The following is a 24930-nucleotide window of genomic DNA, read 5'->3' as shown; positions in this document are numbered from 1 at the left end:
AGGTTCACCGGCACTAGATCTTGCGGAAGTCCCAGGAGACGATCGACTCCGGGGTCAGCCGGATCCAGGCGTGCCGCCCGTCGTGCGGCATCTCCTCGATCCCGAAGTTCTTCACCGGGAAGATCCGTTCCGGCTCGGCGAGTTCCTCGCACGGCTCTCCCGTACGCGGGGCCTCGCCCACGAAGACGGCGTTGCCGGACAGTTCCACGCCGCGCAGTTCGTCGTAGCCCTCGCCCGAGTCCACGACCACCGAGATCCGGGGGTCCTTGCGCAGGTCCGACCAGCGCCGGCTGCGGGTGATCGAGTACAGCCACAGCGAGGTGCCGTCCCAGGCGAACCAGAGCGCGCCCACGTGCGGGCGCCCGTCCGGGGAGACCGTGGCCACCCGGCAGGTGCGCTGCTCGCGCAGGAAAGCGTCCAGTTCCTCGCCGGTCATCATGATGCGGCGGCCGCGCCGCTGCGCCCTGTCCGGGTGGCTCCCTTCGGGGTGCGTCCTGTCCGCTCGGGTCTCGTCCGCGTGGGCCCCGTCCGTGTGCGCCTCGTCCACTTGGTCCGTCACCTGGTCCGCCATCCGTTCCGCACCCCTTCACATCTGACTGTGTGTCAGGAATCATGCGGGCTCTTGCGTCGTCACGCCAGGGGGAGCCATGGCCGAACCAGATCCAGCCACCACCGCCTTGCTCACCGTCGAGTGCCAGAGCGGAGTCGTCGGCGAGGAGAGCGCCCTGCCGGAACTCGCCAAGGAGGCCCGGGACTCCGGAATGCTGGACCGGGTCGCCGCGCTGGTCGAGGCCGCGCGCGGGGCCGGGGTGCAGGTGCTGCACGCGATCGCCGAACGGCGGCCGGACGGGCTCGCGGCCAATACCAACGCCCGGCTGTTCCGGGCCGCCGGGAGACTTCCCGTGCGCCAACTGACCGGCAGCCCGGCCGTCGAGGTCGCCGCACCCATCACGGTCGCCGAACAGGACCTGGTGGTGCGCCGACTGCACGGGCTCTCCCCGATGGCCGGAACCGACCTGGACGCGCTGCTGCGCAACCTCGGCATCCGCACCCTCGTCGTCACCGGAGTGTCCTCGAACATCGCGATCCCGAACACCGTCTTCGACGCGGTGAACCTCGGCTACCAGGTGATCGTCCCCTCGGACGCCATCGCCGGGGTGCCGGCCGCCTGCACCGCCGAGGTGATCCGCAACTCCCTCTCCCTGGTGGCGACCATCACCACGGCCGAAGCACTGATCGAACAGTGGCTACCCGGCTCCGAGTCGACCGGCTGACCCGCAGGCCGGTCGAGTCATGAGCCGCCGCCTGTGCCGCCGGCCGGACGAATGTCGTTCAAGCTCTCCACGATGACCACCGGCGGCGGAGGCGACGGCGTGGGCACCTGGATGAGCACGGGGATGTAGACGATCTTTCCGTGCCGGTACTCCGCCTTCAACGAAGTCCGGTAGCACACCACCGACTCCGGGCTGCTCCGCGCCGCGTAGCACCGGGGCACCGACGCCGAGGGCGCGGCCCGCACACTCCGGGACGGGCCGGCCGCCCCGCTCGCCGGTGCGCCCCATGCGCCGAGTGCCATGCAGCAGCAGGCCGCAGCCGCAAGACCGGTACGTCGAAGGGCTGTTCTCTTCATCCTCATCACCTGAGCTCGGACCGGAGGAGCCTGCGGGCGGCTTCGTGGCGGGTGTGGACGCCCAGTTTGGTCAGTACGGCGCCCACGTGATGTCCGGCGGTCTTGGGCGTGATGTAGAGGCGGGCGCCGATCTCGGCATCCGACAGGCCCTCGCCCAGCAGCTTCAGGACGTCCAGCTCCCGGTTGGTCAGCCCGTAGGGGTTGGCCCGGGTCGCCGCCCGCGGGCCCCGCCGGACCGGGCGGACACCGCGGGTACGCATCAGGGCGCGGGTGCGCACCACCGCAGAGCGGGCGCCGAGGGCCTCGAAGGCGGCCAGGGCCTGGTGCAGAGCGGGTACGTCTCCGGACAGGCGGGCCAGCGCGGCATCGTACGGGCAGCCGAGCCTGTCCCACAGTGCCGCGGCGCCGGCCCAGTCGCCGGCCAGCTCCAGCGCGTAGGGTCCGGCGGCCGGCACCGGCGGCGGGGTTCCTCCGGTGCGCCGGATCCAACAGGCCAGGGGTCCGGACAGCCAGGGGTGGTCGCGCCCCTGGGCCTTCAGCGCGGCCAGGGCGCGCCCGGCCTCCGCCCGCACCCGTTCGTGGTCGCCGACCAGCCAGGCCGCCTCGACCCCGGCCTCCCGGCCCAGGCCGGTGTCCAGCAGACAGCTCGGGTCGACCAGGCCCGCGGCTCGTTCCAGCAGCGGCCACACCCGGGCCTTGCCCTGCCGGGCCTGTCCGAGGCCCAGGACGGTCAGGGCCACGGACCGGGCGACGGGCGGGGAGCCGGGATGGGACAGCACGGCCTGCGCGGCATCGGCGGCCGGGACCCACAGGCCCCGGTTCAAGAGCCCCCAGCTTCCCCAGGCCCTCGTGCACAACAGGTAGGACAGCAGGTCGCGGTCCAGACAGTGCGATTCCGCCCGGCTCAGCGCCGCGGTGGTCCGGACGGCATCACGCTGCAGCGCCGTGAACCAGCAGGTGACGACTGCCAGGAGGCCCGCGTCCACCGGCAGATCCTGGGCCGTCGCATCGGCCAGCGCGTGTTCGCACTCCTCCCAGCCGGCCCCTTCGCACAGCATGCGTGCCGCCGCGGCATGGAACCGGGCCTGTACGAGTACGCCCGCATCGCCGAAGCGCTCGCCCAGCGCGATCGCCTTCCCGGCGTAGGCGGCGGTCGCCTCCACCCCCTCGTGGCCGTAGCAGGCCAACCGGCACAGGTTCAGGTACGCCCGGGCCAGTTCCGGGCTCGGCCCCAGCGCTTCGAGCACCCGTACGGCGTCCAGGCCAGTGGCTCTGGCCTCGGAGGCCCGCCCGGCCGGCCACAGCCACCCCGACAACCAGTGCAGGTCGTCGCCCTCGTGCAGCCGGTCGCGCAGCGCACGGCGCAGCCTGACGGCCGTACGTCCTGACGCGATCCCCTCGTCCAGCCCGCCGGACAGAAGGCAGGCCTGCGCATGGCCCTCCAGCAGGGAGGCCGACTCATCGGGCGGCAGGCGGCCGGCGTACGACAGTGCGCGGGCGTACTGGGCGGCTGCTTCGCGATACGCCCCCGACGACGCGGCGTGGGCGGCCGCAGCGGGCGCGTACTCGAGCACGGCCGTCGGATCCATGGCGCCCTCGGCGTGATCGGCGAGCAGCGCCAGATCGTGCGCGGCGATCGGAGCGGACCGCATCACCGCCAGCACCTGCCGGTGTACGCGAAGGCGGCACGCGACGGGGACGGCATCGAGCACCGCTAGGCGGGTCAGCTCGTGGCGGAACTCGGTCACCTGCCCGTCGGTGCACACGATTCCGCAGGCCACGGCCTCATCGAGCGGTTCCTCCGGGGTCGGCAGGATGCGGGCCAGCAGGTGCAGCGACACCTGGCGCCCCAGAACGGCCAGGACGTCGACGACCGTCCGCGCGGGGGCCGAGAGGCCGGCCAGGCGACCGGCGACGGCCTCGCGCACCGTGGCCGGTACGGGTTCGGCGGGGGCGGCCAGGACCTCGGTCACGATGAACGGATTGCCCGCGGAGAGGTGGTAGAGCCGCTCGGCATCGACGGCGTGTCCGCCGGCGAGGCGGGCCACGGCCCGGCGGCTCAAGGGTGCCAGATCCTGGCGGTACACCCACGGATAGCCGGCCAGGGTGCCGAGGAGGCCGGTCAAATGGTGGGTGCGGCCGATCTCGTCGTCGCGGTACGTGACCACGACCAGGGCCGGAACGCTCGGCAGCCGCCGGACCAGGTAGCGGAGCAGGTCCAGCGTGGCCTCGTCGGCCCAGTGGACGTCCTCCACCACCAGGAGCCCGGCACAGGTGCTCAGGTCCGCGAGCAGGCAGTCGAAGACCTCATCGGTACGGCAGGTACCCGCCAGGGCCCCGGCCAGGGCGGTGCGTACCGTCGGGCCCAGCCGCGGGGCCAAGTCCATCAGGGGGCCGAGGGGGCGGGGTGTGGCCAGTGGGTCACAAGCGCCGGTCAGGACCCGGATGTGGGGATCGGCCAGCTGTGCCAGACGCCGGATGACGGCGGTCTTGCCGATCCCGGCTTCGCCCCGCAAAAGGACCAGACGTCCTGGGCCGCTCTCGGTCGCTTGCAGGTGACCGACGAGGGCCTGGAGCACGGCCTCTCGCTCTAGCAGGTCCATCACCAGCCAGTTTCCTCCCCCGGTCGGAGCCTCGCAAAAGATCCAGACCGAGCGGGAGGGCCGGGCGCGGGGCTGGCGCCAGGGGAGCCCCCGGGGGGACATGGGGAGTGCCGGAGGGGAATTTGGGGTGAGCCGGGGTCGAATCTGGGGTGTCTGCCCGATGTGCCACCCGCTACCGCGGAGCATCCTGGCGAAAGAGTTCCAGAACCCGGGTCTCTCTGGTTCGCATGTCCCACCGGCCCCCGTGCAGGGCATGCCGTTCGGCATGCCGTCGAACCCGCGCCTCCTGTGATTGACACCGGCAGTGAATCCGGTGTCCGGGCGCCGAGGGTGATGGCCTGTGAGGCCGAGGCTGGGGTGCGAACCGACAGGGTTCATACGGAAAGGAATCGTCATGCTCAACAAGTTCGCAAAGCGTGCGGTGATGCTGGCTGCATCGGCTGCTCTGGCCGTGGGGGGCGCTGCGGTGCCCACAGTCGCCTTTGCTGCCACGACGCCGACGATCGCGCACGTGACGGTACCGAATGACGACGGCGGGAACAATAACAACAATAACAACAACGGCGGCAAGGGCGGAAACAACAACAATAACAACAACAACGGCGGCAAGGGCGGAAACAACAACAACAATAACAACAACGGCGGCAAGGGTGGGAACAACAACAATAACAACAACAATGGGGGCAAGGGCGGGAACAATAATAACAACAACAACAACGGAGGTAAGGGCGGGAACAACAATAACAACAACAACAACGGCGGCGGTGGCGGAGCCAACAACAACAATAACAACAACAACGGCGGCGGAGGCGGAGCCAACAACAATAACAACAACAACGGTGGTGGGGGAGCCAACAACAACAATAACAACAACAACGGCGGAGGTGGAGCCAATAACAACAACAATAACAATAATGGCGGTGGGGGTGCGAACAATAACAACAATAACAACAACTGAACTTCAAAATCCGGCGGCCGGTGTTCGAAGTCACCCGGCCGCCGGATTGTCACGTGCGCGCCCTGCTGTGGGCGGATGGCAGAGGGTGGAGCCGGTTGGTCGGCGCCGGTACGTCCACGGCATCGGCCGACACGGGTACTCGGGGCGGGAAGGGTTCGTGTCGGCCTCGCCCGGTCTGTGGCCCCGTGGTGAGGGACTCCGCCTGCCGGGTTCAAGGGGCGGCGGCGCGGGCGGAAATCGCTTGCGAAGGGCAGGGGCTGACCCGGATGGGCGTCAAGGCTGCCATTGACAGGCTCGCGAGCCGAGCCCGCACTTGCGGCGATCTTTCCGCTGTGATCTCTGCGCTGCCGAACCCATGGAAAGGGTCGATGCACGTGAATTATTCCGTGCCACCCTGCCGCTCCCTGCCGGGCCGGCACCCTTAATGCTGGTTGCAGCTGATGTTCAGAGTGCCGATATAGGTGTCGCCCAGTCCGGCTTGCTCAATCGGATAACAGGTCTGAAGGTGAGAGCGTGTCGCGTCTTCGATAAGCGCTCGCACTCCTCCAACGCTTCGCGTCGCGGCGTCGTCGTGAGCGTCGACTGCCTTGTCTTTGGCGCCGCCATTGTTATTGTTGTTGTTATTGTTCGTCCCCTCACCCCCGTTGTTGTTATTGTTGTTGTTCGTCCCCCCGCCGATGTTGTTGTTATTGTTGTTGTTGTTCACGCCTCCGCCGTTGTTGTTATTGTTGTTGTTCGTTCCTCCACCGAGGTTGTTGTTGGTGTTGTTGTTCTGGGTTTCGGTGTAGCTGTTGCCTTCTCCGACCTGCACCGAGTATGAGGCTGGAACGAGTGCCGTCTTGTGCAGGAGCGAGAAGAGTCCCGAGTCGTCGTCGTCGTGCGATTGAGTCCGGCCTCCGCTGTTGTTGTTATTGTTGTTGTTGTTCACGCCTCCGCCGATGTTGTTGTTCGTGTTGATGTTCTGGGTGCCGATGTAGGTGTTTCCGTGTCCGACCTGGACCGGGGTCGAGGCCTGGGGGAGTGTCGTGCTGCCGAGGAACGAGAGGAAATCCCCGTCGTCTTGTGCCTGGGCGCCGCCGGCGCTGAGGAGTACCGCTGCCGTCGCGGCGGTGCTGATCGTGACAAGCCGCTTGGTGAGCTTCATTCGGCCAACCTTTCGTCGTCCCTGAAGTCCGGATCCTGAGTCTCAGTCGACAGGATGGCGACCGGAGGGATTGAACGATCATCAGGCACGCTGAAGTGCCGGCCTTTTCCCCCGGACAGCCCCAGAGCTCCGCTCGGCCGCCCGTCGGTCGCACAGCCCTTGGAAGAGGCCTGACAGGAAGGCCCCGGCGGGGCATGATCGGGCAGCCCATTCGGATGGGTCCGCCCTGCCCCGAGCGGTCGCCGAGGCCGAGCCGGACTCCCCGGTCCTTCCCGGACCGGCTCCGTCCGCGGTCCGTGCCGCGGGGCACCCCGTACGTCGTCCGCGACGAGATCGGCCCGGTCCGCCGGCCAGGCGAGGTCGCCGCCCGCCAGCAGAACGGGCCCTGGAACTGTGCTCGACGAGGCTCTTGCCGGGAGCCGCGGCGGCCTTCTCTCCGGGTGCCGTGATGCTCGGGGCCGGTAGGCGCGCGCCGGGGCGCCGCCGCCGTCGATGGCTTCGTCGAGCAGGGTGGCTTCACGCGGCCGCGGACCTCCGGGGCCGAAGACGGGATCCGGTGATCGGCGGAGCCGAAGATGCCGGATGCCTCGGCGGCCTGCCGCGCGTCCGCGAGTACCTCGCCGGATCAGGGGCGGGAGACCGTACTCGCGGCCCGACGGCGGATCCCGGACGGCGGCCCGGGCCCGGCCTCAGCGAGCGGGAACTCGACGCGGTCGAGGGGCGGTTCGGCTTCACCTTCTCGCCGGACCACCGGGTCTTCCTCGCCGCCGGGCTTCCGCACGGGTCGACGCGGTGGCCCGACTGGCGGAACGGCGACCCCGAGGACCTGGCGGCCCGGCTCTCCGCGCCGGTCGAGGGCGTGCTCTTCGACGTGGAGCGCAACGGCTTCTGGCACCCCGCCTGGAGTCCGAGGCCCGCGGGGACATCAGAGGCGCTGCGGATCGCGCGGTCCGAGTTGGCGGCCGCTCCGCGGCTGGTGCCCGTCTACGGCCACCGCTACTTGCCCGGCACCGCGGGCGAATGCGGCCACCCCGTACTGTCCGTCCACCAGACCGACGTCATCGTCTACGGGAACGACCTCGCCGACTACATCCGGCACGAGTTCACCGGTCGGGCGAGCACGCTCCCCGCCCGTGCGACCGTCGGCTTCTGGTCGTACTTCGTCCATGGCGGTCCCGGCACCGACACCGCCATGCCCACCCCGCACACCCCCTACGCCGCCAGCGCGCGGGAGGCTGTCGAGTACCTGCGGATGCTGGCACTGGAGCGCCTGATCGGCCGACGGCACCATCCGCACCAGCTGATCGAGGCAGGGCTCACGGCGCTGGTCCTCGACCTCGAGACGGAGTCGCTCGCGCTGCTCGCCGGTCTTTCGCGCACCGAGCACGAGAACGCCGATGCGCTCTTCGACCAGGTTCTGGCTGAGCTGGGTCTGACCGCGGATCTTCCCGCCGATGACACCGGTCTTCCCTGGGAGGCGGTGCGCTGGGAGCTCGTGCGCTGGTGGCTCCGGCTGATCGTGAACGGGAGTCTGGATCCCGGGGCCGGCGGTGACGTGATCGCGTACGAGGGCCGGGGCGCACTGGCCGGGCCCTCGTCGCTTCGGCCGCTGGTCGACACGGTCGATGCGTACAACGACTGGGAGGCGATTCTGCGCGGCACGCGCGAGCAGCTGGCCGGAGCGATCGTCGCGGAGGCCGAGCGCCTGCTCGCCGGTCCCTGGCCACCCCCGGAGTGATCCGGCTGCGCAGGTACTCCGCGGGCCGGGGTGCACGCGGGGTGCACGTGCTCAGGATGTGTTCGGGTTGGGCCCGGCGCCGTCCCGCGTCAGCCGCAGGTAGGCGCAGGCGGCCAGGGCCAGCCAGGCGGTGGCGAACAGCCAGCCGCCGAGGACGTCGCTGAACCAGTGCACGCCGAGGTGCACCCGGGTCAGGCCCACGGCCGCGCCCCAGAGGCCGATCAGGACGGCGGCGAGCCGGGGGAGGCGCGGGCCCCTCAGGAGGAGGGCGGCGATCAGGAGGCCCGCGGTCATCGCTCCGGTGGTGGCGTGGCCGGAGGGGAACGACCAGCCCGAGGCGTGCGTCGCCCAGTCGCCGAGCGCCGGTCGGGGGCGGGCGACCAGCGTCATGACGGCGTACCGCAGGGCCTGGCCCGCGCCCAGGCAGAGGGCGAGTCCGGCGGCGGTGGTGACGCGCTGCCGGGGGGTGCGGCCCACGGACAGGCCCGCCGCGACGACCGCCGCGAGGGGGATGACACCGGTGCCGGTGGCGGTGATCGCCCGGGACAGTGCCACGGCGACGGCGGGCCGGTGGGCCAGGGACCACTGGTGCAGTGCCGCGTCGCCCGGCAGCGGCCCGGGGTGCGCGTGGAGCACCGCCGCGGTCAGCAGGGCGAAGGCGGCGGCCGCGGCCAGGGCCGTCCAGCCGCACCGTCGGGCGGCCCCGGGGCGGGTCACCCCGCGGCCAGCAGGGGGCGCAGCGGGCCGTGCCCGAGCCGGGTGGCGAGCGCGCTCTGCTTGCGGCGCACGGCCCAGGTGGCGAGGAGGGCCACGAGGGCGCCGACGGCGAACCCGATGAGGACGTCGTGCGGGTAATGGACGCCCACCCAGACCCGGGAAGCCGCCATGAGGATCGCTCCCGCCAGGGCGATGAGGCCCAGGCGGCGCGATACGAGGAGCAGCGCGAAGGCCGCTGCGGAGGCGATGGCGGCGTGGTTGCTGGGGAAGGACCAGTCGCCGGGTGCGGGGCAGGCTTCGAGGGTGGCCGCGTGCAGCTGCCGGCAGGGCCGGTCCTCGCGGACGGCCGGTTTCAGCAGGGAGTCGACGGCGAAGGCGAGAACGGTGACCAGGGGGACCGCGAGGGCGGTGACCGCGGCCGGGGTCCCCGCGCGGCGGGCCTGCCACCAGGCGATGAGCATCAGCAGCGCGAAGGCGCCCAGGCCGTAGGCCGACCAGCCCGTGATCAGGCTGTCGAGCCAGCCCGGGGCCCGGTGGGCGAGGTCGACGACGTCGAGGTAAGCGGGGCCGTCGATGGCCGAGCCGTCGTACGCGAGATGCATGAAGGGGCCTCGTTCCTCTCCCTGACCGCGGGCAGGGGGCAGGCGGATGGAACAACCGGGCGACTGCAGTCACGTAGACGGTCTACTGAACTGTAGACGATCGGGAGGTGAGGGGAAGGCAACGGCCGAGGGGGCCGGTGAGCGGTGGCCGCCGCGCTGCCCGTGCCGGGCGCTGCTCGGTCGCCAAGTCACCGACGGCGGGATGGATATCGGTGCATCCCTGATGGTGCGTCCGCTCTCACGCGCCGGTGCGTGCCCGTCAGGGAACGGCCGCGGCGGCGGTGAAGGCGGTGGCCCGGACGGTGGTGCCGCAGAGCGCGAACTGCCCTCCGTCGTCAGGGGCCAGCTGGAGACCGCCCCCTCCCACGCCCAGCACGATCGAGGGAGCGATGGTCGGCTCGGCGCCGGAGGGGCAGTACCCGCCGGCCTCGCCGAGGACCGGAGCGAAGGTGAGCCGGGTCGAGGCCCGGTCGCCGGCGGCCAGCCGTACGGGGTGCGCCCGGCCCTGAGGGGTCACGGTCAGGGGCTCGTTCCGGTCCGGGGAGCCCTGGCCGGCCAGGGCCACGGTGGGGAAGCCCCTCAGGACGCACGCCCCCGGACCGTCGTTGACCACGGTGATCCGGACCTGACTGGCGCCGATCCGCTCCGCGCCGTCCGCGATGAGCCGCTCGCTCGTACACGGAGCGGTGGACCCCCGCAGCCAGGCCGTCTCCTGCGCCGATGCGCCCGCCCCCGTACCCGCGGCCAGCAGCAGACCGCAGGCCATGGCGCCCGCCGCGAGCCGGGTCCGGGACGCGCCGCCCCGCCCCGTGCCCGTTCGTACCGTTCCCGTCATGGGGGTCTCCTCGCGGTCAGCGGGACGCCCCGCCCCGGCCGGGTGACGCGCTCCCCGTTGGCTGCGCTCTCCTCTCAGCGTCGCGCGCCCCGGGCGGCCGCGCAGTCTTTAACCCAGGCCCACGAGGGTGTCAAGTCCCGAATTCCCGGCACATGACCGGGGTGTGTCCGCCGGGGCTTACTGGTGGAGCGGAAAGGACCTCACCGAAAAGGAAACGAGGGAACATCCGCACCGACCCGGATCACGGGACAACCCAATGAATCATCTGAATCGGTAGGAGAAGGTCATGAACTTCAAGGCTCGCACCAACAACGTCGTCCGCCCCAACCGTCGAGGTTTCCGCATCGCGACGCTGGTGGCCTCGGCCGCAATGATCTCCGGAGGGGTCCTCATTCCGGCCTCCATGGCCACGGCGGCTCCGATGCCGGCTCACGTAGCCACCGCACTGCCCGCGGCCGGCGGCGCCGGCGGGGACGGCGGTGAAGGCGGAGGTGGCCTCATCGGGGGCGGCGGCGGCTCCGGCGGCTCCGGCGGGGGCAGCGTCCTCGGCGTCGGCGGCAAGGGCGGCAACGGCGGCAAGGGCGGCACCGGCGTCCTGTCCGGTGGCGGCGGCGGTGGCGGCGGTGGCGGCGGCGACGGCGTGATCGGCGGCAACGGCGGCAAGGGCGGCGACGGTGGCGGCGGCCTCTTCGGTGGCAGCGCCGGCAACGGCGGTGGCGGCGGCAGCGGCACCCTGATCGGCGGCAACGGCGGCAAGGGCGGCAACGGCGGCTTCGGCGTCTTCCAGGGCGGCAACGGCGGCAAGGGCGGTAAGGGCGGCTTCGGCGGTCTCTTCGGCGGCCTCGGCGGCGGCGGTGGCGCCGGCGGCGGAAGCATCTTCTGATCGCAGCACCGCAGCACCGCAGCACCCGGCTCTTCGGGGTGGAGGCCTTCCGGGCCTCCACCCCCCACATCCCTTCTCATCCCCCCACAAGCGACACCCGTGCTCACGAAACGGAGAATCCCCATGTTTACAAGCCCCTGGAAGCGTCCGCTCATCCTGGCGGCGGCCTCGCTGGCCCTCGTCACCGGAACGGCCTGCGCCGCGCAGGCGTCGGTTTCCCACACCCCGGCCGGTGTCAGCGCCTCGGTCCTGGCGGACCTGCCCTCCCACTGCGGCAAGGGCGGCGAAGGCGGCGAAGGCGGCAAGGGCGGGGAGGGCGGCAAGGGCGGGCAGCCCGGTCAGCCGGGTGAGCCCGGCAAGCCCGGCGGAATCGGTTGCTTCCGGTTCGAGGACCTGCCCGACAAGCCGAAGTCGGAACTGACGGTGGTGGACAGGGTGCGCATCGTGGTGACTCTGCTGGCCGACGACTCCGACGCCACGAGGGAGAAGATCGCCAAGAAGTACAAGATCTCGGAGGAGCAGCTCGACACCTGGAAGCAGCAGTACCAGGACGGCGACTGGATCGCCCTGATGGGAGGCAACCTCGCAGTCGCTCCGTGAGGTACGAGGGCACAGCAGGGGACGGAAAGGCCGAGGAAGACCAGAGCAGGACCAGGGGAAGACCACACGGGCCCGTCCGGTCATTGGCCGGCCGGGCCCGCGTCGTCCCGGTAGCCATTCGCTCCCGTGCCCCCGTGCCCCCGCTGTTCGCCCCGCTGGATCCCGTGTCACGGAAAGCCATTTCTCGGAAAGGGAGAACGTCATGCGCATACGAACTTGGAAGATCCGTCTTGGTCTGGTCGTTTCGGCGACGCTGCTCGGCGCCGGTTCGATGGCCTCCGTCGCCGCGGCGGCCCCGGCCCCGGCGAACATGGCAGCCGCTCCGGCGCTCGCCGCCCAGCACCACGGCTCGGGCTCCGGCGGCGGTGACTTCAGGCCGGGCGTGGCCCGGTACGGCAGCGGGGCGCTCGGCGGCGTGAAGGTCGGCAACGGCAGTGTCCGCGTGGGCGACAAGGTGTGTGCGGGCAACTGCAACGGAACGGTGAACGGCACCAACGGCAGCGGCGGCGGGGTCTGTGCCGGCCTGTGCAACGGCAGTGCCAATGGAGGCAAGGGAGCCGAAGGCCGGCCGGGCGGCGGCACCGGTGCCAACGGAGGCAAGGGCGGGGTCTGTGTCGGGGTGTGCGGCGGCAGCGCCAACGGAGGCAACGGCGGCACCGGCGGGACGTCGGCGCCCGGCGGCGACGGCGGCACCGGCGGGCGGGGAGGCGACGGCGGCATCTGCTTCGGATCGGGTTGCGAGACAAGCGGTCGGGGCGGCAACGGTGGTGCCGGTGGCGACGACTGAACCCGCCGAACGCAAGGACCACGCGTCCGTGGCCGGTCCCTCGGGGACCGGCCACGAACGCGTCCGTCGTCGGCGGCGGCCACCCGCCTGCCCCTCCCGTCCCGGACGGGCAGGCGGGTGGCCCACTGGATAGACTTACAGGCATGGAAGATCGGCCTGCCGAGTCGATTCCGGGCCGGCCCTCCGGCCTGATAGGGCAGCAGATCGCGGGCTACCGGATCGAGCGCCTGATCGGCCGCGGCGGCATGGCCGTCGTCTACTGCGCGAAGGATCTGCGTCTGGAACGTACGGTCGCGCTCAAGCTGATCGCCCCGGAGCGCGCCCGCGACGAGGTCTTCCGGCGCCGCTTCACCCACGAATCACGGGTGGCCGCGCGGATCGACCACCCGCACATCGTGCCGATCTTCGAAGCCGGTGAGACCGACGGCCTCCTGTACATCGCCATGCGCTACGTATCCGGCCCGGACCTGCGGGTCCTGCTCCAGCGGGAGGGCCCGCTCCCCGTCGCGACCGCGCTGCGCATCGCCACCCAGGTGGCCTCCGCGCTCGACGCGGCCCACGCGCACGATCTGGTGCACCGGGACGTCAAGCCCGCCAACATCCTGGTCGCCGAGGGCACCGACAGCGAGCACCCCGAGCACGCCTACCTCACCGACTTCGGGCTGACGAAGAAGTCGCGGGCGCTCACCGGGTTCACCACCGTGGGCGAGTTCGTCGGCACGGTCGACTACATGGCGCCGGAACAGATCTCCGGCCGGCCGGTGGACGGCAGGTGCGACGTCTACAGCCTCGCCTGTGTGGTCTACGAGTCCCTCGCCGGCGGGCCGCTCTTCGAACGCGACGACGCCCCGGCGCTGCTCTGGGCACACCAATACGACCGGCCGCCCCTCCTGGTGGAGAGGCGGCCGGATATCGCGCCCGCTGCGGACGAGGTGCTGACGAAGGCCCTGGCGAAGGTGCCGGAGGACCGCTACGGGTCCTGCCTGGAATTCGTGGCGGCCCTGCGCGTCGCCACCGGGGGCGGCGTGGGCCGGGGAGCTCATCCGCCGACCCTGGTGGTTCCCCGTCCCCTCGGGGTCCCGGGGATCTCCGTGCCCCCGCCGACGCCCCCGTCCTGGGCGCGGCCGGTGTTCCGGGGACGGTCCGGCGAGACGGCCTAGGTGTGTTGTTCGGGGAGGTCGGTGACGCGGCTGGCGGGTGTTTGCAGGGCCGCTGGTAGGCCCATTCCCCGAGCAGAGTGTGGTGGAAGCGTTCGACCTTGCCGTTGATCCGGGGCCGCCATGGCCACCAGTCGATCCAGTCGGTGAACGCGGTCTGGCGTTCGCTGTCTGAGGCGCCGGGTTCCTCACCCGCGCCACCGCCTGGTTGGCGTCCCTGGGCATCACCGTCGAACGGGACCGCCGCCGTCCGGGATCCGGCCGAGTTTCTTGACGTCGACGTGGATCAGTTCGCCCGGCCGAGCCCGTTCGTAGCGGCGCAACGGACCGATGCGGTGCTCGCGCCGCAGGCGCAGGACGTGTTCCTCCACCTCTGCCGCAGTGCGCCGTGGCTGCTGGGTGGGGGCGGCTGGACCGGTCACTCATTCCGGCGATGCCGAGCTGCCGGTAACGGCCGGCCCAGCGGGCCGCGGTCGTGTGGCCAACGTCCCGGGACAACACACCTGGCGCCTTGTGCTGCGTAGGGCCGGAAGAAGGGTCACAGGCCCAGGGAGATGGCCATGCGGGTCAGTTCCGCGGTGGTGTTGATGCCCAGCTTGGCCCGGATACGGCGGAGGTAGGCGTCGACCGTGTGCTTGGAGAGTCCCATGGAGTGGGCCGTCTGCACGTAGGTGCGGCCTGCGGCGATGTGTCCCAGTGCCTCCTGCTCGCGCGGGGCGAGTGCGGGGGCTTCGGCCTGCGGGGTGGCGAGGGTGAGGCTCATGGGATTTCCTCCGACGCATCGGCTCGGTCATCGCTGCTCACACCTTCGGAAGCAGGGGACATATCCACGAATGTGGGTGTATGTCCGTGATAAAGAGCCTGTCGGTCGGACTTCATGGAGCTGTCCGTCGACTGTCACGGGCGTGTCACAGGGAACGCCGACGCGCGTGGCGCGGGCACGAACGGGGCAGAGCGCCTCCTCAGGGCCCGACGAGGGTCTGCTCGGCCCAGATGGTCTTGCCGACGAGGGTGTGCCGGGTGCCCCAGCGCTGGGCGAGCTGGGCGACCAGCAGCAGACCTCGCCCTCCCTCGTCGAATATCCGGGCCCGCCGCATGTGCGGGGCCGTACCGCTGGCGTCGGAGACCTCGCAGATCAGGGTGTTTTTCTCGTGGATCAGCCGCAGCTGGATGGGCGGCTCGCCGTAGCGGATGGCATTGGTGACCAGTTCGCTCACCACGAGCTCCGTGACGAAGGCGGCGTCGTCGAGCCCCCACGCCGTCAGCTGGTCGGTGGCGTCCCGGCGGGCCTGGGCGACGACGGAGGGGTCGGGCGGTACGTCCCAGACGACGACCTTGTCGGCGTGCAGGGCCCGGGTCCGGGCGACGAGCAGGGCGACGTCGTCTTCGGGCGGGTGCGTCAGCAGAGCCGTCAGTACGCGGTCGCAGACCGCGTCGAGCGTGGAGGCGGGCCGGACGAGGGCGGTGAACATGCTGTCCAGGGCCTCGTCGATGTCGTGCTCGCGGGCCTGGAGCAGCCCGTCGGTGTACAGGGCGAGGATGCTCCACTCGGGAAGCTCGACCTCGACGGTCTCGAAGGGCAGGCCCCCCAGGCCCAGCGGCGGCCCGGCCGGCACGTCCAGGAGGTACGCGGAGCCCTCCGGGGAGACCACGACGGGCGGCGGGTGGCCCGCCCGGGCGACGGTGCAGTGCCGGGTGATCGGGTCGTAGACCACATACAGGCACGTGGTGCCGATCCCCCCGGCGGCTTCCCCGTCGCCCTGGCCCCCCTCGTCTGCGGACAGGCGGATGACGAGGTCGTCGAGATGGGTGAGCAGTTCGTCGGGCGGCAGGTCCACGTCGGCCAGGGTGCGCACCGCGGTGCGCAGCCGGCCCATGGTGGCGGTGGCGCGGATGCCGTGTCCGACGACATCGCCCACGACCAGGGCCACCCGTGCACCGGACAGCGGGATCACGTCGAACCAGTCGCCGCCCACGCCGGCCTCGCCACCGGCGGGCAGGTAGCGGGAGGCGATCTCGAGTGCCGACTGGTCGGGCAGCGTGTGCGGGAGCAGGCTGCGCTGCAGCGTCATGGTGCTGGTGTGCTCCCGTGGGTGCCGGGGCGCGTTGCGGATGCTCACGGCCGCTCGGCCGGCGAGCTCCTCGGCCTGCCACAGGTCCTTCGGACGGAACGGCTCCCGGTGCTGGTGGCGGCCGAAGACGGCCGACCCGACGGTGGTACCGCCGGCCCGCAGCGGCACCACCATCACCGAGTGGGTCCCGTATTCGCCGATCCAGGCGGCCCCGGGGTCCTGGGCCACCCATCGGGCGATGGCCGGGTCCGTAGTCCCGTAGACCGTGCCGCGCCCCGCGGTCAGGCACTCGACGGGGGGTGACAGCGCCGGGTAGACGGTCGTGTCGCCGACCGCCACCCCGGACTGCGGGCTCGTGCCCAGGACCGACCGCACGGCGGTCCGGCGTACGGTGACCACCCCTTCGACGGCACCGGAGGAGGGATCGTCGCCGCGCGGGAGGGGGTCCAGCAGGTCGACGACCGCGAAGTCGGCGAGCTGGGGGACGGCGGCGTCGGCCAGTTCCCGCGCGGTGCGGGCGCTGTCCAGGGTGGTGCCGATGCGGGCGGCGTCGAGGTCCGGCGGCAGGGCCGGCTGCCCGTCGCTCCCGGTCGCGGTCCGCTCGTGCGCGGCCAGGTACACGGCGCGCACGCGGCCGTCCGCGTCCCGCAGGGGGGTCAGCGAGGTTGCCCAGCCGTGCTCCGTGCTCACGCCCGTCGGGCGGACGAGGCCGTCCGCGTGCTGCGTCTCGCCGGTCTCCAGGGCCAGGCGCATCCTGCGCTCCGTCTCCTGGCTGACGGGATCCGGGGCGATGTCCGGCAGGCGCAGCCCGCGCATCTCGTCCTCAGTGAGGGACAGCACGCGCTTCATCACGGCGTTCGCCCGCACCAGCCGCAGCTCCGCGTCGAAGATGGCCAGGACGCAGGGGGACTGGGCGAACGCCCATTCCCCGAGCGGTTCCTCCCAGGGCGTGCCGGTCGTGTCCGCCGCACCGGACCCGCCCGCCACGGCGGACACCACGGACCACCTGGTGTTCCCCCCGGTCGACGTCCAGCGGTGCGCGAGCAGCCCCAGTTCCGTCCGACGGCCGTCCCGGTGCCGCAGCGCCACGGTGCCGCTCCACCGCTCCTGCCCGGGCGGGATCCGCCGCGCCCCGTCGGCGGCGGAATCGGCGAGCAGGTCCGCGGCGGGCAGTCCCACGACCTCGGCGGGCGGGTAGCCGAGCAGCCGATGGGCCTCGTCGCTCCACTCGGTCACGATGCCCTGCTCGTTGATGGTGGCCGTGGCCGTGTACGCGGCCTCGTGGAGGGGGTTCGTCTCCTCGGGCCGCTCACCAGGAGAGGTGGGAAGTCGCTCCATCGCAGCTCATCTCGCCCTCGCTAGATCCTTTGCCGCGTCCCGCGGCAACCCGCACGGCCAGGGGCTCCACTGACAAGCATGATCCGGCGGGGCGGGGAGCACCAACGCAGTGCCGTCACGGGAGGCGGGGCGGCGCGGCCGGCTGCGCGAGCACCAGGGCGAGCACCGCGTCTCCCGCCTGCCACACCATCGCGCGGCGCCGTCCGCCGAGTACGGGCGGCCGGAGGCCGAGTATCTCCACGCCGCGCGCGGCGGCGCCGAAGATGCCGCTCCGGTCGGCCTTGACCGCGGCCTCCTTCAGGGCCCAGGCGCCGGCCAGGGCATCGGGCCGGTCCGTGCCGATGAGGGAGACCTCCGCGGGGGACAGGACGTGGCCGGCGACGCGCAGTACCGCGGCGGCCGAGTCGGTCGCGCACAGGTCCACTCCGACCGGTTCCGGCGCGAGGGCCGCGGCGACGTGGCCGGCGGTGTGGCTGATCGAGACGTGCAGGCCGGGCACCGGACCGCCGCCGACCAGGACGCCGGGACTGCCGTCGGCGCGGGGAAGGACCTCCACCTCGTCGGCCCGTACGGAGAGGAACTCGCGGACCACCTGCTTGGCGAGCAGACGGCCCGCCGCCCACTCGGCCTGCCGCCGGGCCGACAGCGCCCTGACCACGCGCCGTTCGGCGGGCGAGAGCAGTGGTTCCCGGTGGAGGCCGGAGCGCCGGGCCACGGCGATGGCGGCTCCGCCCCATCGGTGGACGTGTCCCGGCGCGATCGGCGGGAAGCCCGGGAAGAGGGTGTGCACGGCCGCGGCGGGGGTCATGCGACCGCGGGGGCCGTGTCCGGCTGCCGCAGCTCGCGCTCCAGCGCGTTCACGGCGTACCGGATCTGGTCGGGCGTGTGGTCGCAGGTGATGAAGAAGCGCAGCCGGGCCATTTCCTCGGGCACCGCCGGGTGGAGGATGGGATTGACGCTGATGCCCTGCTGGAACAGGGCCTCGGCGAGGCGCAGGGTCTTCAGCGAGTCCCCGACGATGCACGGGACGATCGCCGTGTCCCGGCTGTCCCCGATGTCGATCCCCGCGTCCCGCGCGAGGCGGGCGAACAGTGTGGCGTTCTCCGCGAGCCGGGCCACGCGCTCCGGCTCCTCGCGCAGGACCCGCAGCGCGGTCAGGGACGCGGCGGTGTCCGCCGGGGTGAGGCCGGCGCTGTAGACGAAGCCCGGAACGGTGTAGCGCAGGTACTCGACGACCCGTCGATTCCCGGCGACGTAGCCTCCGCAGCTCGCCAGGGCCTTGGACAGCGTTCCCGACCACAGCTCGACGGCCGAGCGGTCGACGCCGAAGTGCTCGCCGATGCCTCCGCCCGTCGCGCCGATCGTGCCGACGCTGTGCGCCTCGTCGATCATCAGCAGTGCGCCGTGCCGGCGCTTGACCTCCAGGAGGGCGGGCAGATCGGCGATGTCGCCGTCCATGCTGTACACGCCCTCGACGACGACGAGTACCCGTCGGTACTGGTGGCGGACCTGCCCGAGGAGGGCGTCCAGGGCGGCCGCGTCGTTGTGCGGGAACGGCCGCCGGGTCGCGCCGGACAGCTTGCACCCCTGCAGGATGCTGTCGTGGGCGAGGGAGTCGTGGACGACGAGGTCCCCGGGGCCCACGAGGTGCCCGATCACGGTGACGTTGGTGGCGTGCCCGTTGGCCAGGGCGAGCGCGGCCTCGCACCCGAGCAGGCCGGCGAGTTCCGCTTCGAGTTCCAGGTGGAGCGGACGGCTGCCGGAGAGCAGCCGGCTGGCGGACACCGAAGTGCCGAAGCGTTCGATGGCCTCCTTGGCCGCCTCGTTCACCCGGGGGTGCGTCGCCATGCCCAGGTAGTTGTAGCTGGAGAACGAGAGGAGCTCCCGGCCGTCGATGACCGTCGTGTCCGTCATCCCGCCTTCGTGGACCAGGAAGTACGGATTCGCCAGCCCGACCCGGCCGAGCAGGGCGACGCGCTCGCCGTGGGCGGTCACCTCGGGGAAGCACTCGATCCGCGTGTGCTCCTCGGGCAGCGGGGCGGGGGAGCAGGGCGGCTCGGCGGCCGGGGGGACCACCGCCACGCGGACGGGCGCCGGGGGCGGGGATTCGCCGCCGTGGTCGGCGCGCTGCCCGGGGACGGCTACCGGTGCGCCGTCCGCGGCGGGGGAGCCCGCGATCACCGCGGCTATCCTCGCGACGGTCGGCCGGTCGGCGGCCTTCTCGTCGAACCTCCACTGCGGCCACTGCCGCTTGAGGGCGACGAACAGGTCGGTCAGCATCAGCGAGTCGAAACCGAGGTCGTCGATCAGCAGCTGGTCCTCACGCAGACCGCTCACCGGGAACGCGCTGATCCGGGCCACGTGCGCGAGGACGGCTTCGGTGACCTCGTCGAGGCGGCCGGCCGGTACGGGCATCTCGTCGGCCGGAGCCGGAGCCGCGGGGGCCGGTGGGGCGGGTGTCTGCTCGGCGGCGTTCGGAGCGGTGAGGGTCTTGCCGAGGCGGGAGAGCAGGGTGACCTGCTGCTGGACCAGCTGGAGCAGTTCGCCCATGGAGTCGTTCACGGAGTCGTTCGTCGAGTCGTTCATCGGGGTCTCCTCGGTCGGTGCGGACTTGGTCGGTGCGGACTCGTTCGCGGTGCGCCGGTCCGCCACCCAGTAGGACCGGGTGTCGAGCTTCGCCACCGGCAGGTCCAGCAGGCGGCGGTCCTCCCGGCGGACCAGGGCGCGCGGGTCGACGGGGGCGCCCAGGACCGCGAGCCGGGCGAGGGCCAGCGCGAGGCTGCGTCCGCCGTCCGGCGCTCCGCCCTCGACCGGGACGACGTGGACGTCGCCGTGGCCGGTGAGGTTGCGGCGCACCGAGGTGAGGAGCGAGCTTCCGCCCGTCACCTGGAGGAAGACGCGGGCGCCCTGCTCGTATGCGGTGTGGACGGCGTCTTCGAACAGGACGGGCGCGGAAGCGTGCCGGGCCCACAGCTCGCGCAGCCCCTCGGGGTCGGTGCAGACCTCCGCGTTCACGGTCGAGACGAACGGCAGGACCGGGCTGCTGACGGGACGGCCGGCGAGGCCGGATCGGATGGTGTCCTCGACAGAGGCCAGCCGTGGAGAGTGGAAGGCGTTGGACACCTCCAGTGCCGCGGTCACCACCCCGGCCCCGGCGCAGGCCCGCCGCATGGCGCCGAGCCCCTGCTGCGTCCCGCTGACCACGACCTGGCGCGGCTGGTTGAAGCAGGCGAGCCAGACGTCGCCGATGCCGTGCATGAGCCGGCGGCACGTCTCCTTGTCGGTCTGCACGGCAAGCATCCCGCCCCGGAAGCCGGATTCGGCCCGCCGCAGGGTCGCACCCCGGTGGACGAGCAGCCGGATCGCGTCCACCGGGGTGAGCGCTCCGGCCGCCGCGGCCGCGGCGAACTCTCCGGCGCTGTGGCCGAGGGCGAGGTCGGGGGCGATCCCGCAGTCGGCCAGGACTCGGGTGGTGGCCATCTGGACGGCGCCGAGCAGCGGCTGGCACACGTCGGTGGCGGCGAGCCGCAGCCTGAGTTGCTCGGTGTCGCCCCCGGACGTCGCGGCCTCGCCGTACAGCAGGTCGGCGAGGTCGGTGCCGAGGTCCCGCCGGGCCACCGCGCCGAGGACGCAGACGGCCGACCGGAAGCCGGTGAACCTCTCGTGGAGGTCCCGCATCATGCCCGGCCGCTGACTCCCCTGACCGGGGAAGAGGAAGGCGATGCGGCGCTGCGCGTCCGGCAGCGGGGCGTCGGCGGCGAAGGCGCCGTCGCCGAGGTCGCCCCGAGTGCCGGTGAGGAGCTGCTCACGGGCGTGACGCAGCCGCCGGAGGAAGGAGTCCGTGTCGGCGGCCACGATCGCGAGCCGGGCCTTCAGGGGCTCGCGCGAGCCCAGGGTGTGGGCCACGGCGGCCAGCGGGGCGCGGTCCGCCGTGTCGAGTGCGTCGAGTACGTCGCCGATGTGCTGGTCCAGCAGTTCGGCCTTGCCGGCCGTGAGGAGGACGAGCTGCGGTCCGGAGCCTTCGGCGTGTCCGGTGCCGTCGGCGCGTTCCGGGCGGCGCTCGGGGGCCGGGGCGGGCTGCTGCTCTTCCAGCACCACGTGGACGTTCGTGCCGCCGAATCCGAACGAGCTGACGGCGGCACGCCGGGGAGTTCCCGTGCTCGGAAAGGGACGTGCGGTGTCCGCGAAGCGCAGGCCCGCGGCCGAGACGGGCAGGTCGGGATGGGGGGTGGTGCGCGGCTGCGGCACGATCGTGCGATGGTGGACGACCAGGGCCGTCTTGATCAGTCCGGCGATGCCCGCCGCCGACAGGGAGTGCCCGATGAGGGCCTTGCCCGCGCCGAGGTAGCACAGACCGGGGTCGTCGTCGGGGTACTCGGTGCGCAGCCGGCGCAGCGCCTCCGTCTCGGCACGGTCGCCGGCGGCGGTACCCGTGCCGTGGGCCTCCAGGAAGCCCACGGAGGACGGGGAGACGTCCGCGTCGCCGTAGGCCCGGAGCATGGCGCGCAGCTGGCCTTCGGCGGTGGGAACCAGCGGCCCCGGAGACGCCCCGTCGTTGGCGGAGCCGATGCCCTTGATCACCGCGTAGACGCGGTCGCCGTCCGCGAGGGCGTCGGCGAGCGGCCGCAGGACGACGGTGCCCGCGCCTTCGCCGAGGACGAATCCGTCCGCCTCCTCGTCGAAGGGGCGGCACACCCCGGCGGCGGACAGCGCGCGGAGCCTGGAGAAGCCGACCAGGCTGTCGGGGGTGAGGTTGAGGTACACGCCGCCGACGAGGGCGGTCCGGCAGGTGCCCCGGCGCAGGTGGGCCATCGCCTGGTCCAGGGCGACCAGTGAACCGGAGCAGGCGGCGTCGACGGCGAAGCTGGGGCCGCCGAGGCCGAAGTACCGGCTGACCGTCCCGGCCGCCATGTTGAGGAGGCTCCCGGGAAGGGTGAAGGAGTCCACGGTGCCGAGCTGCCGTGCCCGTTCCTTGGCCGCGTCGAGGGCGCCCGGGTCGTCCGCCGCGTACGAGTCCTCGGCCAGGGCGATGGCCCGCAGGGGGGCCGTCATGAGGTCCTTGTACTCGGAGACCGAGATTCCGAAGAAGACCCCGGTGTTCTCCCGGTCGAAGTCGCGGCGGCCCAGCCCCGCGTCGTCGAGCGCCTCGCGGGTGACGTCGAGCATCAGCCGGTGCTGCGGGTCCATGGCCCGTGCACGGGCGGGCGCCACCCCGTAGTGCGCCGCGTCGAATTGGTCCACGTGGTCCAGGAAGGCGACCTGGTCGGTGTAGGCGGCATTGGGGCCGGACCGGGTGCCGGGCTCGTGGAAGGCGCCGTGGTTCCAGCGCTTCCCCGGGACGGCGGAGAACTGCCGCTCCCCGCTCAGCAGGAGCTTCCAGTAGCCGTGGACGTCGGGGGCCCCGGGAAAGCGGCAGCCGAGTCCGACGATGGCGATGTCGTTCACGATGTCGTTCATGACGGATCTTCCTTGTCGTACTGGTCGTGGCGCCCTGAGCGGCCTGCGGCCGCGATGGCGAGGGAGGGAGGTGTGCGCCCGGTGGTCAGCGGCGCGCGGGGGTGTGCGTACGGAGGGGGGAACGGGCGGGGGTGCGGGCCGGGTTGCAGCGGCCGGGGGGACACCGCCCGGGGGCGGCCGGCGGAGTCCGGGGGGCCGGGCTCGGCGCCTTGCGCCTCAGCGGCCGCGGCGCCCACCAGTTCAGGCCGCCGGCCAACCGCATCAGTGCCGGTACGAGGACGCCCCGTACGAGCGTGGCGTCGAGCAGGACGCCGAGACCGGCGCCGATCCCGAAGAACTGCAGGAGGGAGACCCGGGAGGTGCCGAAGCTCAGGAGGGTGAACGCGAGCAGGGCTCCGGCGGTGGTCACGATGGATCCGGTGCGGGAGACGCCGGTGACGATCGAGCGGGCGTTGTCCTGCCCGGCCTCGTGCGCCTCCTTGATGCGGGCGAGGACGAACACCTCGTAGTCCACCGAGAGCCCGAAGACGATGCAGAACAGCAGCACCGGCATGGTCGTGCTGAGCGGTCCGGGCGTGAAACCGAGCAGGTGGCTCAGGTGGCCCGTCTGGAAGATCCACACCATGGCTCCGAGGACCGCCGTCAGGCTGAGGGCGTTCAGCGCGATCGCCTTGAGCGGCAGGAGCAGGCTGCGCGTGAAACCGAACAGCAGCAGGAACGTCGTGAGGGTGATCAGGGCGAGGGCCACCGGAATCCGGTCTCCCACCGTGTCCTTGGCATCGACCAGTACCGCGCCGGCTCCGCCGACCAGGACCTCGGTGCCCGCCGGGGCGGGGGCCTCGTCGCGGATCTCGTGGACGAGCCGCTGGGCCGCGCGCGATCCGGGATCGGCCAGCGGCACCACGGTGAGCAGGGCCGGGCCGTCGCCGACGGGCCCCACGACCCGGGCGACCTGGGGGAGCGCGGCCAGCCGGCGGGCGTAGTCCTGCTGCGCGGGCCGGGGCGCATGGCCCGTGATGACGACGGTGAGGGCGCTGGAGCCCTTCATGTCGAACGCTCCGCGCACCAGGTCGCCGGTCTGCCGGCTGGAGGCGCTCACCGGCAGCGCCCGGTCGTCGGGGGTGGCGAATCCGGCGTGCGCGAACGGCCCGGCGAGCACCAGCAGCAGGCCGATCACCGGCAGCGCCGCGAGCAGCGGACGGCGTACGACGATCCGCGCCAGCCCCTCCCAGAAGCGCGAGCGGGAACCGGTGTGGACCCGGCGTCGCCACGGCACGGGCCAGGCGTTCACCCGCTTCCCGAGCAGTGCGAGCAGAGCCGGCAGGACGGTCAGGGCGCTCACCGCGGCGATCACGACCACGGCGATGCCCGCATAGGCGAAGGAGCGCAGGAAGTACGGCGGGAAGACCAGCAGGGTGGCGAGGGCGGCGCAGACCGTCGCGGCGCTGAAGCCGATCGTGTGGCCCGCCGTGCGCACGGTCCGGATGGCGGCGTTGCGCGGGTGGTAGCCGTGGGCGAGCTCTTCGCGGAACCGCGAGACGATCAGCAGTCCGTAGTCGATTCCCAGCCCCAGGCCGAGCGCGGTGGTGAGGTTGAGCGCGAACACGGACACGTCGGTGACGGAGCCGAGGACGCTCAGGACCAGCAGGGTCCCGGCGATGGCGAGGACCCCGATGAGCAGGGGCAGGGCGGCGGCGACCACACTGCCGAAGACCAGGACCAGCAGGACCAGCGTTCCGGGCAGGACGACGGACTCGGCCCGCTTCAGGTCGGACTCCGCGATGTCCTGGAGCTGGGCGTCGGTCAGCGCCGGCCCTCCCACGTCGACCGTCAGGGCCGGACCGGCGGAGGTGGGGGCCGTCAGCTCCTCGCTCAGCCGCTCGACCCGCGCCGAGAGCTGTTCGCCCTCTCCGTCCACGTGGGCGGTCAGCATGGCCGCCCCGCCGTCCCGGCCGCGCAGTTCCGCCGCGTGGCCGGTCCAGTACGAGGTCACGGCGCTCACGTGCGGCTGGGCGGCGAGGCGGCCGGTCAGTTCCTCACCAGCGCTCCGGGCCGCCGGGTCGTCCACGGAACCGCCGAGGGAGCGTGCCACGACGACGAGGTTGGGGGAGGCCCCCAGGTGTTCGGCCGCCACGCGGGCGGCGCGGCTGGACTCGGACCGCGGGTCGTCGTACCCCTGGGTCTTCAGCCGGCCGGTCGCCTGGGCACCGAACACGGCGGACACCAGGAGGAACAGGAGCGCGGCGAGGAGGACGAGGCGGGGACGGCGGGTCACGAAGACCCCTGCACGATGGGACATCGGGGCCTCCGGTCGGGGTGGGGGTCCGTCCCGCTCGGTGCGGGACGGTCGATCTCCACCGTGCCCGGAGCGGGGACGAGGCCGTAGACCCGGATATTCGTTGCTTGACA

General features: G+C 72.2%; 19 protein-coding genes and 1 pseudogene. 7 read left to right on the top strand and 13 right to left on the bottom strand.

What is annotated here, in order from left to right:
• Positions 1-13: 13 nt before the first annotated feature.
• Positions 14-439 (bottom strand): pyridoxamine 5'-phosphate oxidase family protein, encoded by a 426-nt coding sequence (locus OG490_RS06060; protein ID WP_330300801.1) that lies wholly within the window; start codon positions 437-439, stop codon positions 14-16.
• A gap of 208 nt (positions 440-647) precedes the next feature.
• Here OG490_RS06060 and OG490_RS06055 point away from each other — a divergent pair, with 208 nt between their 5' ends.
• The gene (locus OG490_RS06055; RefSeq protein ID WP_330295247.1) at positions 648-1274 is read left to right on the top strand and encodes a cysteine hydrolase; all 627 of its coding nucleotides are present in this window, start codon (positions 648-650) and stop codon (positions 1272-1274) included.
• Positions 1275-1635: 361 nt separating this feature from the next.
• Here the strand turns inward: OG490_RS06055 and OG490_RS06050 are convergent, their stop codons facing one another.
• Complete coding sequence (locus OG490_RS06050) at positions 1636-4233, bottom strand: ATP-binding protein (protein WP_330300800.1); 2598 nt, start codon at positions 4231-4233, stop codon at positions 1636-1638.
• Positions 4234-4744: 511 nt separating this feature from the next.
• On the opposite strand from OG490_RS06050, the gene OG490_RS06045 reads away from it, so the two are divergent.
• On the top strand, positions 4745-5191 hold the full coding sequence (locus tag OG490_RS06045) for a hypothetical protein (RefSeq protein WP_330295246.1): 447 nt from the start codon (positions 4745-4747) through the stop codon (positions 5189-5191).
• Between the two features lie 421 nt (positions 5192-5612).
• On the opposite strand, the gene OG490_RS06040 is transcribed toward OG490_RS06045, so the two are convergent.
• Positions 5613-6335, bottom strand: coding sequence for a hypothetical protein (locus tag OG490_RS06040; protein ID WP_330295245.1), 723 nt, complete (start codon positions 6333-6335; stop codon positions 5613-5615).
• A 556-nt stretch (positions 6336-6891) separates the two neighbouring features.
• Here OG490_RS06040 and OG490_RS06035 point away from each other — a divergent pair.
• Positions 6892-8073, top strand: a complete 1182-nt coding sequence (locus tag OG490_RS06035; RefSeq protein WP_330295244.1) for a hypothetical protein — start codon at positions 6892-6894, stop codon at positions 8071-8073.
• Positions 8074-8124: 51 nt separating this feature from the next.
• Here OG490_RS06035 and OG490_RS06030 read toward each other — a convergent pair whose 3' ends face one another.
• The 3 genes from OG490_RS06030 to OG490_RS06020 all read right to left on the bottom strand — a co-directional run bounded on the left by OG490_RS06030 (position 8125) and on the right by OG490_RS06020 (position 10227).
• The gene (locus OG490_RS06030; RefSeq protein WP_330295243.1) at positions 8125-8790 is read right to left on the bottom strand and encodes a phosphatase PAP2 family protein; all 666 of its coding nucleotides are present in this window, start codon (positions 8788-8790) and stop codon (positions 8125-8127) included.
• Positions 8787-9392, bottom strand: coding sequence for a phosphatase PAP2 family protein (locus tag OG490_RS06025; protein ID WP_330295242.1), 606 nt, complete (start codon positions 9390-9392; stop codon positions 8787-8789). The genes OG490_RS06030 and OG490_RS06025 overlap by 4 nt, the downstream gene beginning before the upstream one ends.
• 259 nt (positions 9393-9651) lie before the next feature.
• Positions 9652-10227: a DUF4232 domain-containing protein gene (locus OG490_RS06020; RefSeq protein WP_330295241.1), complete on the bottom strand. Its 576-nt coding sequence runs from the start codon at positions 10225-10227 to the stop codon at positions 9652-9654.
• Positions 10228-10513: 286 nt separating this feature from the next.
• Here OG490_RS06020 and OG490_RS06015 point away from each other — a divergent pair, with 286 nt between their 5' ends.
• The 4 genes from OG490_RS06015 to OG490_RS06000 all read left to right on the top strand — a co-directional run bounded on the left by OG490_RS06015 (position 10514) and on the right by OG490_RS06000 (position 13657).
• Positions 10514-11110 (top strand): hypothetical protein, encoded by a 597-nt coding sequence (locus tag OG490_RS06015; RefSeq protein WP_330295240.1) that lies wholly within the window; start codon positions 10514-10516, stop codon positions 11108-11110.
• A gap of 123 nt (positions 11111-11233) precedes the next feature.
• Positions 11234-11710 (top strand): hypothetical protein, encoded by a 477-nt coding sequence (locus tag OG490_RS06010; protein WP_330295239.1) that lies wholly within the window; start codon positions 11234-11236, stop codon positions 11708-11710.
• A gap of 202 nt (positions 11711-11912) precedes the next feature.
• Positions 11913-12497 carry a hypothetical protein gene (locus OG490_RS06005; protein ID WP_330295238.1) on the top strand — a complete coding sequence of 195 codons (585 nt, stop codon included), beginning with the start codon at positions 11913-11915 and terminating at the stop codon, positions 12495-12497.
• Between the two features lie 143 nt (positions 12498-12640).
• Positions 12641-13657: a serine/threonine-protein kinase gene (locus OG490_RS06000; protein WP_330295237.1), complete on the top strand. Its 1017-nt coding sequence runs from the start codon at positions 12641-12643 to the stop codon at positions 13655-13657.
• Positions 13658-13878: 221 nt separating this feature from the next.
• On the opposite strand, the gene OG490_RS39140 is transcribed toward OG490_RS06000, so the two are convergent.
• The 7 genes and pseudogenes from OG490_RS39140 to OG490_RS05965 all read right to left on the bottom strand — a co-directional run bounded on the left by OG490_RS39140 (position 13879) and on the right by OG490_RS05965 (position 24820).
• Positions 13879-14025 (bottom strand): hypothetical protein, encoded by a 147-nt coding sequence (locus tag OG490_RS39140; RefSeq protein WP_443066014.1) that lies wholly within the window; start codon positions 14023-14025, stop codon positions 13879-13881.
• 17 nt (positions 14026-14042) lie between these two features.
• Positions 14043-14140, bottom strand: a pseudogene (locus OG490_RS39135) (leucine zipper domain-containing protein); the annotation flags it as partial.
• A gap of 52 nt (positions 14141-14192) precedes the next feature.
• Positions 14193-14417 (bottom strand): response regulator transcription factor, encoded by a 225-nt coding sequence (locus tag OG490_RS05985; RefSeq protein WP_330295236.1) that lies wholly within the window; start codon positions 14415-14417, stop codon positions 14193-14195.
• A gap of 199 nt (positions 14418-14616) precedes the next feature.
• The gene (locus OG490_RS05980; RefSeq protein WP_330295235.1) at positions 14617-17064 is read right to left on the bottom strand and encodes a SpoIIE family protein phosphatase; all 2448 of its coding nucleotides are present in this window, start codon (positions 17062-17064) and stop codon (positions 14617-14619) included.
• Positions 17065-17179: 115 nt separating this feature from the next.
• The gene (locus tag OG490_RS05975) at positions 17180-17872 is read right to left on the bottom strand and encodes a 4'-phosphopantetheinyl transferase family protein (protein WP_330295234.1); all 693 of its coding nucleotides are present in this window, start codon (positions 17870-17872) and stop codon (positions 17180-17182) included.
• Positions 17869-22521 (bottom strand): type I polyketide synthase, encoded by a 4653-nt coding sequence (locus tag OG490_RS05970; RefSeq protein WP_330295233.1) that lies wholly within the window; start codon positions 22519-22521, stop codon positions 17869-17871. Before OG490_RS05970 ends, OG490_RS05975 begins: the two co-directional genes overlap by 4 nt.
• A gap of 85 nt (positions 22522-22606) precedes the next feature.
• Positions 22607-24820: an MMPL family transporter gene (locus tag OG490_RS05965; protein ID WP_330295232.1), complete on the bottom strand. Its 2214-nt coding sequence runs from the start codon at positions 24818-24820 to the stop codon at positions 22607-22609.
• Positions 24821-24930 lie beyond the last annotated feature (110 nt).

Origin of the sequence: Streptomyces sp. NBC_00503 (assembly GCF_036346895.1) — a bacterium.
Classification (GTDB): Bacteria; Actinomycetota; Actinomycetes; order Streptomycetales; family Streptomycetaceae; genus Streptomyces.
This window is presented reverse-complemented; position numbering and strand designations above follow the sequence as displayed.

Coding starts and splice junctions, on each gene's coding strand:
- OG490_RS05975 (WP_330295234.1), bottom strand. CDS start 17,872: ATGACCCCCGCCGCGGCCGTGCACACCCTCTTCCCGGGCTTCCCGCCG.
- OG490_RS06055 (WP_330295247.1), top strand. CDS start 648: ATGGCCGAACCAGATCCAGCCACCACCGCCTTGCTCACCGTCGAGTGC.
- OG490_RS06015 (WP_330295240.1), top strand. CDS start 10,514: ATGAACTTCAAGGCTCGCACCAACAACGTCGTCCGCCCCAACCGTCGA.
- OG490_RS06040 (WP_330295245.1), bottom strand. CDS start 6,335: ATGAAGCTCACCAAGCGGCTTGTCACGATCAGCACCGCCGCGACGGCA.
- OG490_RS06025 (WP_330295242.1), bottom strand. CDS start 9,392: ATGCATCTCGCGTACGACGGCTCGGCCATCGACGGCCCCGCTTACCTC.
- OG490_RS06020 (WP_330295241.1), bottom strand. CDS start 10,227: ATGACGGGAACGGTACGAACGGGCACGGGGCGGGGCGGCGCGTCCCGG.
- OG490_RS05970 (WP_330295233.1), bottom strand. CDS start 22,521: ATGAACGACATCGTGAACGACATCGCCATCGTCGGACTCGGCTGCCGC.
- OG490_RS06060 (WP_330300801.1), bottom strand. CDS start 439: ATGATGACCGGCGAGGAACTGGACGCTTTCCTGCGCGAGCAGCGCACC.
- OG490_RS06000 (WP_330295237.1), top strand. CDS start 12,641: ATGGAAGATCGGCCTGCCGAGTCGATTCCGGGCCGGCCCTCCGGCCTG.
- OG490_RS05980 (WP_330295235.1), bottom strand. CDS start 17,064: ATGGAGCGACTTCCCACCTCTCCTGGTGAGCGGCCCGAGGAGACGAAC.
- OG490_RS05965 (WP_330295232.1), bottom strand. CDS start 24,820: ATGTCCCATCGTGCAGGGGTCTTCGTGACCCGCCGTCCCCGCCTCGTC.
- OG490_RS05985 (WP_330295236.1), bottom strand. CDS start 14,417: ATGAGCCTCACCCTCGCCACCCCGCAGGCCGAAGCCCCCGCACTCGCC.
- OG490_RS06005 (WP_330295238.1), top strand. CDS start 11,913: ATGCGCATACGAACTTGGAAGATCCGTCTTGGTCTGGTCGTTTCGGCG.
- OG490_RS06010 (WP_330295239.1), top strand. CDS start 11,234: ATGTTTACAAGCCCCTGGAAGCGTCCGCTCATCCTGGCGGCGGCCTCG.
- OG490_RS06050 (WP_330300800.1), bottom strand. CDS start 4,233: ATGGACCTGCTAGAGCGAGAGGCCGTGCTCCAGGCCCTCGTCGGTCAC.